Origin of the sequence: Providencia rustigianii, assembly GCF_900637755.1 — a bacterium.
GTDB lineage: Bacteria > Pseudomonadota > Gammaproteobacteria > Enterobacterales > Enterobacteriaceae > Providencia > Providencia rustigianii.
On the sequence record NZ_LR134396.1, the window covers coordinates 3,792,580 to 3,812,670 of the forward strand.

Genomic DNA, 20,091 nt, shown 5'->3' on the forward strand with positions numbered 1-20,091 from the left:
TCTTATCGTATTTTGGCAGTTGGAGGACTTAATTAATGCATAAAATCCTATTGGTTGATGACGACCGTGAACTCACGTCGCTCTTAAAAGAACTGCTGGAAATGGAAGGTTTCAATGTTGTCATTGCCTATGATGGTGAACAGGCATTGCAGCAAATCGACTCATCCATTGACCTATTACTCCTTGATGTCATGATGCCAAAGAAAAATGGGATTGAGACATTAAAAGAGTTACGCCAATTACATCAAACCCCCGTCATTATGTTGACGGCTCGGGGCAGTGAATTGGATAAAGTCCTCGGCTTAGAACTAGGCGCTGATGACTATCTGCCAAAACCATTTAATGATAGAGAACTGGTTGCGCGTATTCGAGCCTTATTACGCCGCTCAAACTGGAGCGAGCAAACTCAAGGTGACAATAGTAATACCCCAACATTACAAGTGGATAAATTACAGCTCAATCCAGGTCGTCAAGAAGCCAGTTTCGATAACGAAATTCTGGATTTGACCGGAACCGAGTTCACCCTGCTCTATTTATTAGCGCAGCATTTGGGGCAAGTGGTTTCCAGAGAACATTTAAGCCAAGAAGTCCTAGGTAAACGCCTCACGCCATTTGACCGTGCGATTGATATGCACATTTCAAATTTACGTCGCAAACTTCCTGAACGTACCGATGGGCAGCCGTGGTTTAAAACCTTACGTGGTCGTGGTTACTTAATGGTTTCGGCAACATGATCAACAGCTTAACCGCTAGAATATTTGCGATTTTCTGGTTCACCCTCGCACTGGTTTTAATGCTAGTGCTGATGGTGCCCAAGCTAGACTCAAGGCAGCTCACCGTCCTAATGGAAAGTGAGCAACGCCAAGGGGAAATGCTTGAGCAACATATTGAAGCTGAACTTGCGCAAGCTCCGATGAACGACCTGCTTTGGTGGCGGCGGATTTCTAACGCTATCAAAAAGTGGGCGCCTCCCGGTCAACGGCTTATTATCGTGACTAGTGAAGGTCGCGTCATTGGCGCTATGCCGAGTGAAATGCAGGTAATCCGCAACTTTATTGGTCAATCCGATAATGCCGATCACCCAAAAAAGAAAAAGTACGGTCGAGCTGAAATTCTAGGTCCTTTCTCGATTCGAGATGGCGAGGATCACTACCAACTGTATTTAGTTCGTCCGTCAAGTAGCCCACAGTCAGACTTTATTAACTTACTGTTTGACCGACCATTCTTGCTATTAATTGCCACAATGTTGATCAGTGCGCCTCTCCTTTTATGGCTTTCATGGAGTTTGGCTCGTCCAGCCCGTAAGCTAAAAATGGCGGCGGATGATGTGGCCAAAGGTAATTTACGCCCTCATCCTGAGTTAGAATCTGGACCTCAAGAATTCCTCTCGGCGGGTAACAGTTTCAACCATATGATCAGTGCGTTAGATGGTATGGTGACCGCTCAACAACGGTTAATTTCTGATATTTCTCATGAACTGCGTACACCACTGACTCGCCTACAATTAGCGACTGCACTATTGCGCCGTCGTCATGGCGAAAGTAAAGAGTTGGAACGTATCGAAACAGAGACTCATCGATTAGACAGTATGATCAATGACTTGCTGGTACTGTCACGCAGTCAGCACAAAAATGAGATCCTGCGAGAAAATATCACCGCCGATGAGCTTTGGGGAGATATTTTGGATGATGCCAGCTTTGAAGCTGAGCAGATGAATAAAACCTTAGATGTGATTTCGCCGCCAGGCCCTTGGTCGTTGTATTGTAATCCTTCCGCAGTGGGGAGTGCCTTTGAGAATATCGTGCGTAATGCGCTACGTTATTCCAATACCCATATTGCCGTTAATTTCAAAGAAGAAAATAATGGTGTGCTGATTACCGTCGATGATGATGGCCCGGGTGTTAGCCCTGCTGACCGTGAGCACATTTTCCGTCCGTTCTACCGTACTGATGAGGCGCGTGATCGGGCATCAGGAGGCACAGGATTGGGCTTAGCGATTGTCGAAACCGCTATTTCGCAGCATAAAGGCTGGGTAAAAGCGGATGACAGCCCGCTCGGTGGATTGAGATTACAGATTTGGCTGCCAGAGCACGGGCGCTAGAATCTCATCCATAGTTGTATAAGAATAGATAGAGTAGAAGCCTCTAGTTGATATCATTTCGGCTGGAGGCTTTTTTATGGTTTATTGCAAATTATCTTAGCCAATATCTGCGTAAATAAAATAGCTGTAAATAGATCCATAGGTTCTGTTATTGAGTACTAATTATTTATCGAATTTTGATGTTCATATTTAAATCATTTTTGCCAATTACCATAAGGTATTTTCCTTGACGAAATTACTATCTAAAATAGGTATAATTTTATCAGTAAGATAATTCTCATAAGACGCTACCAAATTCGATTGCGTTATTAACCCCCAAATTCACGCGGATAATTTGTTTTTCTGATATTTTAATAACATAGATATGATTATGAGGATAAATATCAGTATTCTTATAGTGTCACTAGGCGTTGCTGATTCATATTCATGGTTGATTGATGCACTATTTAGCCGCGGAGTTTACGCGAAAAAACCGCTTTATGTGAAATCCTTAACAGCTAGCAGTGTTTTATTGCGTTATATAACGTTATAGGCTGCAATTTGTCCGCCTACTCAATCTGATGGTATCAATATGATTTAGGGCGACTCATATGATAGTCACCCTCAGTCTTTAGTGTTATTATTAAGGGCTTTTGATTGATTGTGTCAATTGTGGGAAAACCCGCTGAGATGATGGTCAGAAGCAGTGTTTATTCATTGACCTTGATGATGAAATTTGCAAGGAATTCAATGAATAAACATTAGAATTGAAAATTCAATGGAGCTCTGGGACCCGAAAACCCAGTGCGGTAGCTATGGGTTTTTAGTACAGTGTATTGTTCAATAATTTATTCTAAAAATAATTAAATCAGTCATATGTCAATTAATATAGTGATATATTATCCCATAGTTGTAATTATAAACTAGCTCAACCATAAATATATTTAGAGCTCTTACTTGGTATAAATTTAACTTCAATGAATAAAATTGACTCCCGATTTCATAAAAATGTCATCACACCTATAAAAGCGGAATTAACTTCCGCAAAGAGCTTAATTGACCATAACAGGGTTGACATTATAGTAAAAGTTGCTTATCTACATTCGCTATTAAAAAACGATATTAATTCTATAAATTATTATGAGAAACTTTACCTTGAAACAATAGATTCCTTTACCAGAGGTACTTTTCATGAACCAGGAAACTCAACTAAAAAATCACCTCAAGATTACATTCACCAATTCAAAATTTTAATCGATGATATTAACCAAAACGGTTTTGACCAAGAAAAAAGTTTAATTCCCATATCTCCTCATGGTACCCCACTTGACGGCGCCCATCGAATAGCGATAGCAAGCTATTTAAACTTAGAATTACCCGTAGTAAAATTAAAAGATATAGATTGTAAATATGATATCAATTTTTTCCAAAGTAGGTCTAATGACCCTAAATTTATTTATAAACTTATAGATGAATTGATTAATTTTGATGATAACATTCGAATTGCCATTATTTGGCCATTCGCTAAAGTTGAACAAATACAAGATATAAAAGATTTTTTTGGGAATGAGTTCATTTTTAGCCTATCAATGAATCTAAACAATAATGGGGTCAATAACCTGTGTGCTAGTGCCTATGAATCTGAAAACTGGATAGGAAGTAGTTTAAATAATTGGGGAGGCACTTGGAATAAATCAGAAAAAACATTTTTGGCTAATTATAAAACGCACATTGTTATATATAAATCTATATCTAGTGAACATGATATTTTATTGAAAACAAAATTCAGAGCTAAATATAAAAATTCAAAACATTGCATTCATACAACAGATAGCAAGAATGAAACCATAAAAATATCACAAGTTACATTTTATCCAGATAGCGAAAAATATCTAAATAACATAGAGCTAGCCAAATTAAAAGGAATATACAAATTTGTAACTGATAATTTTATTAACACTACTGATATAGTTGTTACTGGTAGTTATTTTTTATCTGTTTTAGGACTTAGAAAATCAAATGATATTGATTTTTTCATCAAGAATGACCACTTAGCGTCAAATAAAAAATTACTAGTGGAGTCTCATAATGACTACATTAAATGTTATGATTTCTCGTTAGATGATATATTCAATTTTAAAACAAGTACTTTTAATTTTTTAAATATTCGATTTCTACCATTAGAACAGATATGTTCGTTTAAAAAGAAAAGAAAAGAAAGAAAAGACTTTGATGATATAAAATTGATTGAGCTATTTTTAAATGAAAGCTATGGACTAAAATTAAAATTTTTAAAATCCAAAAAAAATCTAACATATACCACATCCAAGATGAAACGAGCTTTTAGAAATTCGACCATTGATCTCATAAAAAAAGTAGGGCTTTATAATAAAATAAAGACGATAATGAAAAAATAACTTACTCAAAAGCGAATGTTTCAATTTTTAAATAATTTATCTTTTAGTTAAATTTAAATAACCTAAATACTTTGATGAATACATAAATGATAAAAGATTTTTCTAATAGAATTAAATCAAAAATCAAGCCCTCTATTATGCTTGTTAATTTATTTATATTCTTAACCTTATTTTTTCCAGCTAAGTATTTTGATCTTTACCATATAGTAGTTATCATTCCTCTTATTTTATTGGGAATAACATCAAAGCCTACAAAAGGTTTAGCTTTATATATAACCATTATTATAATTATATATTGGATATTTACATCTTGGATTCGATCTCTAGTCACAGGGGAAATATTGAAAGACTTGTCAGAAATATTCAGGTTTATCCCCTTGGCATTATTATTTCTATTTAGAAAAAACTTCATAAATATAAATAAATCCTTTATATCAATAGTGACCCTTTATCTTTGGATTAATTTTTTAATTTGCATTTTACAATATTTATTCAAAGACTCATCCATAATCACATATACAATAAGTATTTTTTATAACTCAGAGGTTCATTTACAAGAGTCTTTGTTATTAAACTCAAGAGCTCTTGGATTATCCCCTGGCCCTAATAGCAACGGAATCATGTGTTTATTATTAACATTATTTATTATTTTTAAATTCAATGTTAACCATTATTTCGATAGATTATTAAAATATTCAACAATTCTTATTGGTACTTTCTCAATACTTTTATCACAGTCACAAACAGCATTTTTAACTTTTTTCATTATAGCTACTTATATCACAATATTATACTTAGTTAAAAAACCATTTTTTATAATACCATTAGTTTTAGTAATACTTTCTGCATCTATTTTATTTTTAAATCTTAATTTACTGCAAAAATTGGAGGATAAGCAGGGTGGATTATATTATTTATCTACTTTATTTAAAGAAGGCACAGAAAGAAGCTCTTATAAAATAAGAATAGAAAAAAGAGAACGAATAATTAACTCAGCTCTAGAGACTCCTGAATTCGTGTTCATTGGGTGGGGGAAAGACTATTTTGGTTCAAAATCATCTGCAACGGATAATGAACATATCTATATTGCCTTAGTTTATGGCCCTTTAATTTGGTTTAGCCTAATTTTAGTTGCATTTTTATACGGTCTTAAATATACGATCTTATTTTTAAAGAGAAATAACAAAGATTACCTATTTAAATCTTCAATAATCTTAGGTTGGGTTGTCATATCTATTCCTGCTGCATTCATAACTGACCCTCAAATTTTGATTTTAAGTGCTTTATTTTTAAATAACAATAATGAACAATAAATTATTTTCTTTTCTACTCGGCAACATCGGTGTCTTTGGAATTCGTTTTTTTTACTTTATAATCTTAACATTCACTTTAAGCGTTCAAGAATTAGCAAGCTTTACCACAAGTATATCCATCTGCTCTATAATACTATGCCTCTGTACTTACGGTAGCTATAATTTATTTATGCGCAGAAAAGCTAAAGGAGAAGACGGTAAAATAATCATCGGGGAATACCTTATTTCATCACTTATTTTCCTTATTATAGTTACATTCACTCTTTGTATAATTTTCTTATTTATTGATATATCAATAAAACCAAGTGACTTAATAATTATATTAATATCCGAATATTCATTTACTGCAATCCCTGGAATATTTAAATCTTATGCTTTATCTGAGTATGATAAAAATATTTTCATTGATTCAGTTACTAATATAATATCATCATGCGTTTTAACTATATCTTCTTTATTTTTACTTTATCTTGAAAAAGATAACTTGTATTCTACATGGGTTAATATTTATTTCATAGTATCTATTATATCCATTTTATTTAGACTTTTTATATGGAGAAACAAAATATCATTCCCCCCATTTTTATCAATCCCTAATTTGATTTTAGCACAAATAAAATTAGGTCATAGTTTTATGATTTCATCTGTCTTCAGAAATGCGTATTTAAATGTAGACAAAATATTAATTTACTCTATCTTTGGGAAAGAAATTGCGGGATGGTATGCTATTTCTTATAGGTTTTTTAATGTTTTTTTGATGCTACTGAATAGTATCTCTAGTGTTAAAGAAGCTAAATTATATCAATTCGCTGAAGAATCTAAGGCCAAATTAAATATTGAGTTTAAAGAAATTCAATATTTAACAATAAAATATTATTTTTATTCCATTCCTTTTTGGTTTATAACTGCTATAGGATTATATTTTTACTATCCTATAGAATGCGTTTATATCTTTATATCTTTTTTCTTTTTATGCCCATTACAATTACTATCCTTGTCTAAATTAAATTTATTAAATAGCATTTCATTAGAACGTTATAGACTTATCTTCATGATTTTAGGTTTTTTATTAAATGTACTAGTATCTTTTATCTTATCTATATATTTAACTTGGCCAGCTATAGTTATAGGATTATCTGTATCAAGTCTAGCCATATTAGTTCCAGGCTACTTTTTATTTAATAGAAAATACCTTAGTCCATAAACACCTTTACATGACTAGTTAACATGAAAAAAATAGCAATCATTATACCAACGCTAACCATTGGTGGTGGTGAAAAAGTAGCAATCCAGAATGCTAATGACCTTATAGCTTCTGGTTACGATGTATCTCTTATAGTTCCTAAGGGTAACATTGAGTACAAAATAGACTCATCAATAACACTATATTCGGGAAAAAGCAAAAATTTATTAAGTGATTTGTTTTTCTGTAAAAAAATGATCAAAAAAGTTAATCCTGATACCGTCATTTCTTATATGGAGCGAGCAAATTTCATAAATTTGATAGTTTATAGAAAAAGCCCATATGAAAAAATAGTTTCTATACATACAGTTCCATCTATTGCATATAAAAAAAGAAATTATTTAAATAGGATTTTTATTTTCATTACAATGTACTTGATAAAAAAAAGAAGCATTCCTGTTATAACTATATCAAAAGGAATTTCCAAAGAACTTACAAAGTTTTATGGTATAAAAAAAATATTTTTAATTGAAAATTACTTTACTCCTCCTGCTGTCGATAATAATAATGAAATAGATAGTGAAATAGATAGTGAAAATATTAGTTTTGCTTTCGTTGGGCGATTAGATCATATTAAAGGCTGTGATGTTTTTATAGAAGCAATCGCTTTATCTATTAAAAACAATCCTTCTTCTAAATTTGATTTTTGGATAATTGGTGATGGTGAACAAAAGCCATATTTATTGAAATTGTGTGAAAATTATAATTTAGAATCTAGAGTGCATTTTTTAGGAAGCCGAAATGATATTCCTGAACTATTAAACCGTATAGACTACTTAATAATTCCATCTTATGTGGAAGGCTTTGGGCTTGTAGTGCTAGAAGGTTTATATTATGGATGTTCTATTATATATTCAAAATGTAAGTATGGTCCCCAGGAAATATTAGGTGAAGCATATGATATCGATGATTCTTATAGTTTTTCAGACCCTAGTGAAAACAAGTCATATGCAATATATGAATTATCAGAAATAATTAACTCTATACAGACCAAAAGAGATAATAGTAAATTAAATATTAAAAGAAAATATGTAATAAGCAACTACAATAAGACATCATCAATAAGTAAATTAAAAAAATTAATAGGAGATGATTTTTAATGAAATATATTATAGGTTCTGGATGGTGGTGTGCTATAAACAATAACAAAGATAGAGATAACTATTATGGTGATGATAGTATTAGATCTTCTGATTTCCATGAAATATGGATTAATTCAATACTCAGTAATTCCAATCCTGAAAGGATATGTATTATTGATAGTAACTCACCAATAAAACCCAATATAGATCCAATATTAAAAAATATAGTGTTCATATCTTTGAACGAGAATGGAGGTCACTCAACTCAACATACAGGAAAATATTCAGGTTGGATGAGATCTGTTTTACATTCAATGTCATATGCTCAAAGCTGTGATTGTGACTATTATATATATATAGAGCAAGATGCATTATTATCTGGCTCAGGAGTTATTGAGTTTTGTATAAACAATATGAAAAAGCCTTATATGTTTGGAAAGTGTAATGATTTTAAAAACCCATTGCAGCAATCATTTTTCTTAATAAAAAAAGATTATATTGATATCTTTTTATCCAATCTTTACTCCATAAATTATACTGATAAACAAATAAGTCCTGAGCGAAAATTTGCCATTGCAACATCAAGGCTTTTTAAATTCATACCTAAATTCATATTCATATCACCTAGAAATAAATTGATGAAACGATTGACATGGAGAGCCCAAAATATCCTATGTCGAATCATTGGTTCTTATCAATACCTACCTATTGGATATGGTCGAGATAGACCTATTAACTTTTTAGATAAATATTTTTATTTTCAACATGGTAATACAGATGAATTGATAAACTACAAAAAAAAGAATGACTTTTAATCAAAAATTAAATACTTTTATACATTTTCTAACATTAAAAATATATCACCATGAAAATAGCAATCGCAGGTACCGGCTATGTCGGTCTGTCTAACGCCATGTTACTGTCCCAACACCATGAAGTGGTGGCGGTCGATATCATCCCTGAAAAAGTGGCCATGCTGAATAACAAGCAATCGCCGATTATCGATACTGAAATCGAGCAGTTTTTAACCGAAAAAACGCTAAATTTCCGAGCAACACAAGACAAGGTTGAAGCCTATACGGGTGCACAATACGTGATTGTGGCGACGCCGACAGATTACGACCCAAAAACCAACTACTTCAACACCAATTCAGTGGAATCCGTCATTCACGATGTGAACAAACTGAATCCAGATGCGACCATTATCGTGAAATCCACCATTCCCGTGGGCTTTACCGCGCGTCTGCGTGATGAGTTTGGTTACACCAATGTGATTTTCTCCCCGGAATTTTTACGTGAAGGTCGTGCGCTGTGGGATAACTTATATCCTTCCCGTATTGTGGTGGGCGAGCGCTCTGAACGTGCACAAATTTTTGCTAACCTGTTACTCGAAGGCGCGATTAAAAAAGATGTTCCAGTGTTGTTTACTGATGGCACTGAAGCCGAAGCTATCAAGCTGTTCGCAAACACCTATTTAGCGATGCGCGTCGCCTATTTCAATGAATTAGATACTTATGCTGAAAGCCGTGGTTTGAATGCTCGCCAAATTATCGAGGGTGTTTCTTTAGACCCACGTATTGGTAGCCATTACAATAACCCATCCTTTGGTTATGGCGGTTATTGCTTACCGAAAGACACCAAGCAGCTACTGGCAAACTACGATGATGTGCCAAATACCCTGATTAATGCCATCGTTGAATCAAACCGTACCCGCAAAGACTTTATCTCGGATGCGATTATTGCTAAAGCGCCACGTAAAGTGGGCGTGTATCGCTTAGTCATGAAAGCGGGCTCTGATAATTTCCGCTCTTCTGCGGTGCAAGGGGTGATGAAGCGCATCAAAGCTAAAGGCATTGAAGTTATCGTCTACGAACCCGTTTTAAAAGAAGATGAATTCTTCCGCTCTAAAGTTATTCGTGACTTAGAAGCCTTTAAAGCGGAAAGCGACATTATTCTGACTAACCGCATGGTGCCAGAGTTGGAAGATGTGGCGGATAAAGTGTATACCCGTGACCTGTTTGGTAATGATTAAAGATGCAAGATTTAAAACCTTATATATCAATTATCATGCCATGCTATAACTCTAGTTTATATATTCAAGATACAATTGAATCCGTCTTAAATCAAGAGTATACAAATTACGAATTAATCATTGTAGATGATTGTTCAACAGACAATACAGTAGAGATTATTCAATCTTATAGTGACTCTAGAATTAAACTCATACCAAGCCCTCAAAATGGAGGAGCCGGTAAAGCAAGAAATCTAGGCTTGGAAAATGCATCATTTGATTTTATTGCATTTATTGATGCTGACGATATCTGGAATATGGAAAAATTAGATCGTCAAGTTAAATTTCTATTGAAAAATCCTGATGTTGATGTTGTATGTACTGGTTATAGCTTTGTTGATGAAAATGCTAATTCTATCTCCGGAAAGGTTATTCCAGACTCAGATATAACTTTAGACTCTTACATGAGAAATACGTGTATTGGCTGTTCTACCACATTAATAAATAAAAGAAATAAAGGTGATATACGTTTTAGTGAAATAAGGCTCAGACAAGATACTCATCTATGGATTTCATTACTTATTAAAAATTATAATATTAACGGAATATCAGAGTCTCTCGTACAATATCGGGTAAGAAAAAACCAAATTTCTGGTAATAAAATAAATGCAGCAATCAAAACATTTAAGCTGTATTGGAGTTTCAAAGAAATTTCCACACATAAAAGAATTATCAATTACGTTTTCTATGCGATTAATGGCATAGTTAAAAGACTAAAATAGAAGGTATATCATGAGTAAATTTTTACCGTTCTCCTTCCCTGAAATTGGTCAAGAAGAAATCGATGAAGTTGTAGACTCTCTCAAAAGTGGCTGGATAACAACAGGTCCTAAAGCAAAGCAATTTGAGCAGGATTTTGCTGATTATCTCGGGAATAACGTGCAAGCAATTGCGATAAACTCCGCAACAGCAGGCCTACATCTTGCATTAGAAGCAATTGGTATCGGTCCTGGAGATGAGGTTATAGTCCCTACATATACATTCACAACAACCGCTGAAGTTGTTAGATATTTAGGTGCGGATCCTATATTTGTCGATTCTTGTGAAGATACCCTCAATATGAATCCTGAGGCATTTAAACAGGCAATTACTAATAAAACTAAAGCTGTTATTCCTGTCCATTTTGCTGGTCTAGCCTGTAATATGAATGAAATAATAGCCATTGCACGTAAAAATAATATCAAAGTTATCGAAGATGCAGCACACTCTTTTCCAACTATTTACAATGGTAAATATATTGGTACATTAGATACAGATGCAACCGTTTTTAGTTTTTATGCAAATAAAACGATGACCACTGCTGAAGGTGGGATGCTTGTATCTCACAATATAGATATTATCAATCGAGCAAAAATAATGAGATTGCATGGTATTAGCAGAGATGCTTTCGACCGCTATCAATCAAAAACACCTGCTTGGTTTTATGAAGTGATTGAACCTGGTTTTAAATATAATATGCCAGATATTTCAGCTGCAATTGGTATACATCAATTGAAGAAAATAAATGCATTCCAAGTAAAACGTGAAGCTATGGCAGAAATTTATTTCAACGAATTAAAAAATCTACCAATTATTTTACCCGAAAAAGCACCTGAGAATGATCAGCACGCATGGCATTTATTTACCATTCGATTAGATGATTCCGTGAAAATTTCTAGGGATGACTTTATCATTGAAATGTCAAAACGAAATATTGGATGCTCGGTACACTTTATCCCATTACATCGTCACCCTGTATGGAAAGAAAAGTATAACCTAAAAGCAGAGAGTTTCCCTGTTGCAGAAAAAGCATTCGATAAAATAGTTTCAATTCCTTTATACACAACAATGACCGAAGATGACCAATATCGAGTAATCAATGCAATTAAAGAGATTTTAGCTTGATGGAAATAATCTATTTTTTTATAAAAAGATTATTAGATATTTTAGCCTCAATTTTGGGGCTGATTATCTTATCACCAATTTTTTTATTCATTGCTCTATGGATAAAAAAAGACTCAACCGGTCCAATATTCTTTAGACAAAAACGTGTTGGTATTCATGGTAAGACATTTTTCATACATAAATTTAGAAGTATGAAGGTAGATACTGAAAGAATGAGTCAACTAACCATTGGTGATGATGAAAGAATCACTCGTTCAGGAAAATTTATCCGTAAATATAAGCTTGATGAACTTGCTCAGCTTATCGATGTTTTGTATGGGGATATGAGCCTTGTTGGGCCAAGGCCTGAAGTACCTAAATATATGGAGAAATATCCACCTGAAACAAGAGAAATAATTCTATCTATTAAACCTGGAATTACTGACTTAGCATCAATCGCAATGATAAACGAAAATGATATTCTTGCTAAATATGCTGACCCACATCAAGCATATATCGATATTATCATGCCTATTAAAGCCCGCTATTATTTAGATTATGTTAAAAATAAATCAATAGTTTTAGATATTAAAATTATTTTTTTAACCATATTGAAAATATTCAAAAACTAAAGCTATCATTATGACAATGAGTAAACCAAGTACTAATAGACTTATAAAGTCAATTATTTTAATGTTTTTTGACATTACTATAATCTATTTTTCATATTGGGCAGCATTCTGGTTAAGACTCGATAGAGAAACGCCTATAACAAGTTATAGTCATTGGCTAGGGAAGTTGCGATTAAGTGGTCCGCAGCTCCCGATATGACGCCCCAAACCGTCCTTTATCGACGTCCTGTGGCTCAATTTTCCAATTTTCAGCCCAAAATCGTCTCTTCGTGGCTGATTTTGGCCCTGTTTCAGGCCAATTTCCTCATTTCAGGTAGATCTCGCCTGTGCCCGTATCAATTGGTCAACTCGAACCAGGTTCGCCAGGGTGAATAACATCGCCAGTTGACTGTCATTTTTAGCCAGCCCCTTGTACCTGGCTTTGACGAAACCAAACTGACATTTTACTATCCGAAATGGATGCTCAACCTTCGCTCGGATACTCGCTTTCAGGTATTCGTAACGGATGGCCAGCTTGTTCTTGCGCGGGTGTTGCTTCAATGCATTCACTTTGCCGGGACGCTTGGCGATAAGCCAGTCTGCGCTGACATCGCTGAGCTCATCGCGCTTTTCGGCCCCCTGATAACCAGCATCGGCTGAGATAAATTCCTCATCGCCATGCAGTAACTTGCCAACCTGATTGAGGTCGTGCTCGTTAGCCGCCGTGGTCACCAGACTGTGGGTCAGGCCACTTTTGGCGTCCACGCCAATGTGCGCTTTCATGCCGAAGTACCACTGGTTACCTTTCTTGGTCTGGTGCATGTCTTCATCACGGCTGTTGTGTTTGTTTTTGGTAGAGCTGGGGGCTTGAATGATGGTGGCATCCACCAAGGTGCCCTGGGTCATTAGAACGCCACACTCTGCTAGCCAGTGATTAACGGTACTGAAGATTTTGCGGGCCAGTTCATGCTGCTCCAGCAAATGCCGGAAATTCATGATGGTAGTGCGGTCTGGAATGGCTTTATCCAGTGACAGGCGAGCAAATTGGCGCATGGAGGCGATTTCATAGAGGGCATCTTCCATGGCCTCATCGCTCAGGTTGTACCATTGCTGCATGCAGTGAATACGCAGCATGGTTTCCAGCGGATAGGGCCTGCGACCATTACCGGCCTTGGGATACACAGGCTCGATAACGCCAAGTAATTTGTCCCAGGGAAGCAAGTCATCCATTCTGCCAAGGAAAACTTCTTTGCGGGTCTGGCGGCGTTTACTGGAAAACTCACTGTCGGCAAAAGTCAGTTGCTGGCTCATCCGGTTACTCATTCTGGGTTCAGGTTACAACACGATGATCTCACATCTCGGACTTATTCGCACCTTCCCTAGTAATTTCAGTTATTGCCTTTATTTCTATTTTATTTTTCATTCGCATTGGCTTTTATCGAGCAGTGATACGATATGTAAATATCAGCATATTACGATGGGCTATAATTGGTGCTTTTGCATCCTCATTTTTATTAATTATATTATCTTGGTATCACCAAGCCTTTTTACCGCGAACGGTTCCAATACTCTATTTTTTCCTCTTGGCTGTATTCTTGGCTGGATCACGTATATTTTATCGTAATTTTCTACATCATTTAAAAAATAAGGGAATCCCAATCATTATTTATGGTGCGGGTGAAACAGGACGGCAACTTGTTCCTATATTAAAAGAACATAAAGAATTAAACCCTGTTTGCTATATAGATGATGACCCTATAAAAAACAAACATATTATTCAAGGAATTAAAGTTTACTCATCCGAATCTATTGAGGAATTAATTGCTAAATATCATGTAAAAAAAATCTTACTCGCAATGCCTAGATTAAATTCCCATAGAAAAAAAGAAATTCTCCAAAGGCTAGAAGAGTCTAATTGTGAAATTCTAACGACGCCTGATTTCAATGATATTGTCAATGGTGTTGCTAAACTTAGCTCCCTCAAGCGAGTTTCAATAACTGACCTGCTAGGGCGAAAACAAGTATCTCCTATCCCTGAGTTACTAGAAAAAAACATCCATGGAAAAAATGTGTTAATCACAGGGGCTGGAGGCTCTATAGGCTCTGAACTTTGTAGGCAAATAAAGTCACAAAGTCCTCAATTAATGGTTCTTTATGAGATGTCTGAGTTTGCTTTATATTCTATACATAAAGAGCTATCAGCAGTGGTTAATCCAAATACCGTACTTATCCCTATTTTAGGTGATGTTAAAAATAAAAGTAAAATACGCCAGATAATTTCAAAGTATTGTATAAATACAATTTATCATGCTGCTGCATATAAACATGTCCCCTTGGTTGAATACAATATTATTGAAGGTATTAAAAATAATATTTTCGGTACCCTATCTGTTGCGGAAGCAGCGGATGAGTGCAACATAGAAAAATTTGTTCTAATATCAACCGATAAAGCCGTTCGACCTACAAATATTATGGGAGCAACTAAACGCTTTGCAGAATTGATATTACAAGCGTTGGCAAATCGAGGTTCCAATACTCAATTTTCAATGGTGCGATTTGGAAATGTTCTAGGTTCTTCTGGATCCGTTGTTCCTTTGTTTGAAAAGCAAATTGCTAACGGCGGCCCTATTACGCTAACTCATAGAGATATTACCCGATATTTTATGACTATTCCGGAAGCAGCATCACTCGTAATCCAAGCAGGAGCTATGGGTAAAAATGGTGATGTTTTTGTTCTTGATATGGGTGACCCTGTTAGAATTATTGATTTAGCAGCTAAAATGATCAAACTTTCAGGTCTTACTTTGAAGGATGAACTGCACCAAGACGGTGATATTGAAATTAAAATTACCGGATTACGACCGGGTGAAAAACTCTATGAGGAACTTTTAATCACCGATAATATACTCAAAACAACGCATCCATTAATCATGAGTGCAAATGAAAAATATTTAAAATGGAGTGACTTAGAGCAAATAATCAATGAATTATTTTCTCATTGTGAATCTAATAATTTAGTTGCTCTTAGAGATTTGTTAATCTCATCTCCTTTAGACTTTATACCTAAAGATGATATCTGTGATTTTCTAAAATAAATATCGTATTGGAATAAAAAATGAAATATCCCAGCGTTCTAGTCACCGGCGGTCTTGGCTATATTGGCAGCCATACCTGTGTACAAATGATCCAGCAAGGTATCCAACCAATTATTTTGGATAATCTGCATAATGCCAATCTTGAAGTACTTAACCGCATTGAAACTATCACGGGGACTAAACCTACGTTCTACCAAGGGGATGTTCGTGATAAAGCAATTTTGGATACCATTTTTGCCGAGCATCCGATTAGCTCAGTCATTCATTTTGCGGGTCTAAAAGCGGTTGGTGAGTCAGTTGAAAAGCCAATTGAATACTATGATGTGAATGTAAATGGCACCTTAGTTTTAGTTCAAAGCATGCAGCAAGCGGGGGTGAAAAGCTTAATTTTCAGCTCCTCAGCGACAGTATATGGAGAACCAGAACACACTCCGTTAACTGAAGAGTCCTCAGTTGGAAATACCAATAGTCCATATGGTACCAGTAAATATATGGTTGAACGTATTTTGACTGATCTCAGCATCTCCGATAGCTCTTGGTCAATCTCTTTACTACGTTACTTTAATCCTGTCGGTGCTCATAACTCAGGTTTGATGGGGGAAGATCCTAATGGCATACCTAATAACCTGACGCCATTTATTGCTCAAGTCGCTGTCGGCCGCCGTAAAGAGTTAGCTGTATTTGGTGGCGATTATGCAACTAAAGATGGTACTGGCGTACGTGATTATATCCATGTTATGGATCTAGCGGATGGTCATATTGCTGCTCTAAATCATATGAACAAAGGTACTGACCTCTATATTTATAATCTGGGTACTGGTACAGGTACCAGTGTACTGGAAGTCATCGCAGCATTTGAGAAAGCGGTCGGAAAACCAATCCCGTATAAAATCGTAGAACGTCGTTCTGGCGATATTGCTGAATATTGGTCTACGCCAGCGAAAGCGGAACGTGAACTTGGCTGGAAAGCAAAATATTCTATTCAAGATATGGCTGATGACGTCTGGCGTTGGCAGTCTATGAATCCGAATGGATATCAAAGTTAAGCGCATTTAAATATCTATCTGAATAGGCGAGCCACCAGCTCGCTTTTTTTATATCCCCCAACTCCCCGCCCCACGCAATGGATGCATATTGACAAAATTGCGCGTAAACTCTGCACCATCTTTTTATTCCGAAAAATATCTAATTAACGCTATGCCACATATTGTTTTATTCGAACCAGAGATCCCACCAAATACCGGGAATATCATCCGCTTATGCGCTAATACGGGTTTTAGTTTACACCTTATTCATCCACTTGGATTTACTTGGGATGATAAACGGCTACGTCGTGCAGGGCTGGATTACAGTGAATTTGCTGATATCAAGCACCATCATGACTACTATGCTTTTTTAGAAAGCGAAGGTTTAAATCCGGATAATAATCAGTCAGAAAGCGGTGCTCGCGTGTTTGCATTAACCACCAAAGGCAAACCGAGCCATAGTAATGTCAGCTATCGCGAAGATGACTATTTGATGTTTGGTCCAGAAACTCGAGGCTTACCGCCTTATGTGCTCGACAATATGCCGATGGAGCAGAAAATTCGCATTCCAATGCTGGCAGAAAGCCGCAGTATGAATTTATCGAACTCTGTTGCGGTAGTGGTTTTTGAGGCATGGCGCCAGTTGGGATATCCGGGCGCATTACTGAAAGATTAGAAAATAATAAAGGAGCTAATTAAGCTCCTTTAATTTATCTTCTGAATGGCCAATCTCTATAGGGCTAGCTTGGATGAAAATATCTGAATGGCTATTATATACATTGAGGTTTTCAAGTAAGGACACTTCAGTTATATACGATACTCTCTTGTGATTTATAGCAATATCACATTGCTGCAAAGACTCAATAATACATACTTTCTCTACCACTCTATCTCCTTACCTAAATCCCATCCCCATCTTCAAAACCATCAATGTTCCCATTAAAGTTTTGATCCATTTCCAGAGATGGCTTATCGCTGGTTGGTTTACCTACAATGCGAGCAGGGACTCCAGCAACGGTTGTATGAGGCGGAACTGGATGTAACACCACGGAGCCAGCACCAATTTTTGCGCCACGGCCGATTTCGATATTGCCTAAAATCTTTGCACCTGCACCAATCATGACCCCTTCACGCACTTTAGGATGACGATCGCCGCAAGTTTTACCGGTACCGCCGAGAGTGACCGACTGTAAAATCGAAACATCATTCTCAACAATCGCCGTTTCACCAATCACAATGCCCGTTGCATGGTCGAGCATAATGCCACAACCAATTTGGGCTGCGGGATGAATATCAACACCAAAAGAAACCGAAATTTGATTTTGCAGGTATACAGCTAACGCCTTACGCCCTTCGCCCCATAGCCAATGACCGATCCGATAAGCTTGTAAGGCATGAAAACCTTTTAAATACAGCAGTGGAGTGGAATATTTATCAACGGCGGGGTCACGCAGGCGAACAGCGGAAAGATCCATCGCAGCGGAGAAAATCATCTGCTCATCATTGCGATAAGCTTCCTCAACAATTTCACGCACTTCCATGGCAGGCATAATCGGCGAACTGAGTTTATTGGCTAACATATAGCTGAGAGCGCTGCCGAGGTTTTCATGTTTCAGCAGTGTCGCATTAAAAAAACTGGCAAGTAACGGTTCACAGTCAGCAAGCGCTTTGGCTTCTTCCTTTATATATCCCCAAATTCTATCCAGTTCTTCACGCGACATAATGGCTCTCTTCTATTTTTTATTTAGCTCGATAACTTAGGCATATCCGCAATTTCATCTTTTGTTGCACGCCCAAGCAGTGCTTGTGCGGCCTCTAACACATCTTTATGGCAATAGAGAATTTGATAAATTTGCTCAGTAATTGGCATCTCAACACCTGCACGCTCTGCTAGCGCTTTCACTTCTTTGGTATTGCGATAACCTTCAACCACTTGCCCAATGTCTTTTTCCGCATCTTCAACACTGACGCCATTACCGAGCATCATACCGAATCGACGGTTACGAGATTGGTTATCTGTGCAGGTTAACACTAAATCCCCTAGACCAGCCATACCCATAAATGTGGAAGGGTCTGCCCCGAGTGATACCCCTAGGCGGCTCATTTCAGCTAGCCCGCGGGTGATTAATGCTGTACGTGCATTCGCACCAAACCCCATGCCATCGGAGATACCCGCGCCAATCGCAATCACGTTTTTCACGGCACCACCAAGCTGAACACCAATCATGTCGGGGTTTTTATACACACGGAAACTTTTACCACAATGGAATAGCTTCTGTAAGTCATCACCAAATTGGCTATCAGATGCCGCCACAGAAATGGCGGTAGGCAAGCCTGCGGCTAGCTCTTTCGCAAATGTCGGTCCCGACAGTACCGCCAGAGGAATTTCGTTACCTAATACCTCACGCGCTACATCTTGCAATAAGCGCCCCGTATCTCTTTCCAAGCCTTTGGTTGCCCAAATAATACGGGAACCCGCCTGTAGATAAGGTTGGATTTGCTTGAGTACATCGCCAAATACATGGCTCGGTACGACTATCAAGATATTCAGACTCGCTTCGACGGCTTTTTTTAAGTCTGTCTCGAGAAATAAACTATCAGGGAAAGAAACGCCAGGCAAAAATGCCTGATTGCTACGTTCTTGGTTTAATTTCTGGATATGTGCAGGATCATGCCCCCACAACACCACCTCATGGCCATTACGCGCTAAAGTAATGGCTAAAGCGGTGCCGTACGAGCCGGCACCGATAACTGTCATTGAAGCAGTTTTCATTAAGAGACCTTATTGAACTTCAGGGGTCTGCTCTTGTTCACCTTGTTGCTGCTGTAAATAGTTCATGAACAGCGCATCAAAGTTAACTGGAGCTAAGTTCAATTGTGGGAAAGTACCACGACCCACCATGTTAGTAATGGCTTCACGCGCATATGGGAACAGGATGTTCGGGCAGTATGCACCTAAACAATGCGCCATTTGAGTCCCTTCGATGCCTTCAATTGAGAACACACCCGCTTGCTGAACTTCACACAGGAATGCAGTTTCTTCACCAAGAGTCGCGGTAGTGGTTACACGCAGAACAACTTCATAAACCCCTTCACCTAATTGAGTTGAAGACGTATCTAAATCCAGTTTGATCTCTGGTTGCCACTCTTTCTGAAAGATTTGTGGTGCATTAGGTGCTTCAAATGAAACGTCTTTTGCATAAATGCGTTGAATTTGAAATACCATTTCTGAGTTGTTTTGTTCTGACATAATAATTACCTTACTTCCATATTAGAGTTTCGAGATATATT

19 protein-coding genes are annotated in these 20,091 nt (G+C 36.7%); 14 read left to right on the top strand and 5 right to left on the bottom strand.

The genetic code is table 11. The features are described from left to right. The first annotated feature begins 35 nt into the window (after positions 1-35). The 11 genes from cpxR (at position 36) to EL244_RS17570 (ending at position 12,701) form a co-directional block, all read left to right on the top strand. Positions 36-734 (top strand): envelope stress response regulator transcription factor CpxR, encoded by a 699-nt coding sequence (gene cpxR / locus EL244_RS17520; protein ID WP_006816216.1) that lies wholly within the window; start codon positions 36-38, stop codon positions 732-734. Further along, positions 731-2,101, top strand: coding sequence for an envelope stress sensor histidine kinase CpxA (gene cpxA, locus EL244_RS17525; RefSeq protein ID WP_006816215.1), 1,371 nt, complete (start codon positions 731-733; stop codon positions 2,099-2,101). Before cpxR ends, cpxA begins: the two co-directional genes overlap by 4 nt. Before the next feature lie 956 nt (positions 2,102-3,057). Further along, positions 3,058-4,497: a hypothetical protein gene (locus EL244_RS17530; RefSeq protein ID WP_126462569.1), complete on the top strand. Its 1,440-nt coding sequence runs from the start codon at positions 3,058-3,060 to the stop codon at positions 4,495-4,497. Between the two features lie 86 nt (positions 4,498-4,583). Next, the gene (locus EL244_RS17535; protein ID WP_126462572.1) at positions 4,584-5,810 is read left to right on the top strand and encodes a hypothetical protein; all 1,227 of its coding nucleotides are present in this window, start codon (positions 4,584-4,586) and stop codon (positions 5,808-5,810) included. Next, positions 5,800-7,014, top strand: coding sequence for an oligosaccharide flippase family protein (locus EL244_RS17540; RefSeq protein WP_126462575.1), 1,215 nt, complete (start codon positions 5,800-5,802; stop codon positions 7,012-7,014). Before EL244_RS17535 ends, EL244_RS17540 begins: the two co-directional genes overlap by 11 nt. A gap of 23 nt (positions 7,015-7,037) precedes the next feature. Next, entirely contained in the window at positions 7,038-8,153 is a 1,116-nt protein-coding gene (locus EL244_RS17545; protein ID WP_126462578.1) for a glycosyltransferase, read from the top strand. Further along, on the top strand, positions 8,153-8,950 hold the full coding sequence (locus EL244_RS17550; RefSeq protein WP_126462581.1) for a hypothetical protein: 798 nt from the start codon (positions 8,153-8,155) through the stop codon (positions 8,948-8,950). Before EL244_RS17545 ends, EL244_RS17550 begins: the two co-directional genes overlap by 1 nt. A gap of 50 nt (positions 8,951-9,000) precedes the next feature. Beyond that, positions 9,001-10,167, top strand: a complete 1,167-nt coding sequence (locus EL244_RS17555; RefSeq protein ID WP_126462584.1) for a nucleotide sugar dehydrogenase — start codon at positions 9,001-9,003, stop codon at positions 10,165-10,167. A gap of 2 nt (positions 10,168-10,169) precedes the next feature. Further along, positions 10,170-10,928, top strand: a complete 759-nt coding sequence (locus EL244_RS17560) for a glycosyltransferase family 2 protein (protein WP_126462587.1) — start codon at positions 10,170-10,172, stop codon at positions 10,926-10,928. 10 nt (positions 10,929-10,938) lie between these two features. Beyond that, positions 10,939-12,090 (top strand): DegT/DnrJ/EryC1/StrS family aminotransferase, encoded by a 1,152-nt coding sequence (locus EL244_RS17565; RefSeq protein ID WP_126462590.1) that lies wholly within the window; start codon positions 10,939-10,941, stop codon positions 12,088-12,090. Beyond that, positions 12,090-12,701 (top strand): sugar transferase, encoded by a 612-nt coding sequence (locus EL244_RS17570; protein WP_126462593.1) that lies wholly within the window; start codon positions 12,090-12,092, stop codon positions 12,699-12,701. The genes EL244_RS17565 and EL244_RS17570 overlap by 1 nt, the downstream gene beginning before the upstream one ends. Positions 12,702-13,010: 309 nt before the next feature. On the opposite strand, the gene EL244_RS17575 is transcribed toward EL244_RS17570, so the two are convergent. After that, positions 13,011-13,991, bottom strand: a complete 981-nt coding sequence (locus EL244_RS17575) for an IS5-like element ISEc68 family transposase (RefSeq protein ID WP_000082736.1) — start codon at positions 13,989-13,991, stop codon at positions 13,011-13,013. Positions 13,992-14,125: 134 nt separating this feature from the next. On the opposite strand from EL244_RS17575, the gene EL244_RS17580 reads away from it, so the two are divergent. The 3 genes from EL244_RS17580 (at position 14,126) to trmL (ending at position 17,476) form a co-directional block, all read left to right on the top strand. Continuing rightward, the gene (locus tag EL244_RS17580; RefSeq protein WP_232004557.1) at positions 14,126-15,775 is read left to right on the top strand and encodes a polysaccharide biosynthesis protein; all 1,650 of its coding nucleotides are present in this window, start codon (positions 14,126-14,128) and stop codon (positions 15,773-15,775) included. A gap of 20 nt (positions 15,776-15,795) precedes the next feature. After that, positions 15,796-16,821: a UDP-glucose 4-epimerase GalE gene (gene galE, locus EL244_RS17585; protein ID WP_126462599.1), complete on the top strand. Its 1,026-nt coding sequence runs from the start codon at positions 15,796-15,798 to the stop codon at positions 16,819-16,821. Positions 16,822-16,972: 151 nt separating this feature from the next. Further along, positions 16,973-17,476, top strand: a complete 504-nt coding sequence (trmL, locus tag EL244_RS17590) for a tRNA (uridine(34)/cytosine(34)/5-carboxymethylaminomethyluridine(34)-2'-O)-methyltransferase TrmL (protein ID WP_112837587.1) — start codon at positions 16,973-16,975, stop codon at positions 17,474-17,476. 15 nt (positions 17,477-17,491) lie between these two features. Here the strand turns inward: trmL and EL244_RS17595 are convergent, their stop codons facing one another. From EL244_RS17595 to secB, 4 genes are read right to left on the bottom strand one after another with little or no spacing between them, the layout of a single operon-like run. Beyond that, positions 17,492-17,686, bottom strand: a complete 195-nt coding sequence (locus EL244_RS17595) for a hypothetical protein (protein WP_126462602.1) — start codon at positions 17,684-17,686, stop codon at positions 17,492-17,494. Between the two features lie 13 nt (positions 17,687-17,699). Beyond that, entirely contained in the window at positions 17,700-18,521 is an 822-nt protein-coding gene (gene cysE / locus EL244_RS17600) for a serine O-acetyltransferase (protein WP_006816200.1), read from the bottom strand. A 23-nt stretch (positions 18,522-18,544) separates the two neighbouring features. Next, positions 18,545-19,573, bottom strand: a complete 1,029-nt coding sequence (gpsA, locus tag EL244_RS17605) for an NAD(P)H-dependent glycerol-3-phosphate dehydrogenase (RefSeq protein WP_006816199.1) — start codon at positions 19,571-19,573, stop codon at positions 18,545-18,547. 9 nt (positions 19,574-19,582) lie between these two features. Continuing rightward, positions 19,583-20,050, bottom strand: coding sequence for a protein-export chaperone SecB (secB, locus tag EL244_RS17610; protein ID WP_006816198.1), 468 nt, complete (start codon positions 20,048-20,050; stop codon positions 19,583-19,585). Between the last annotated feature and the right edge of the window lie 41 nt (positions 20,051-20,091).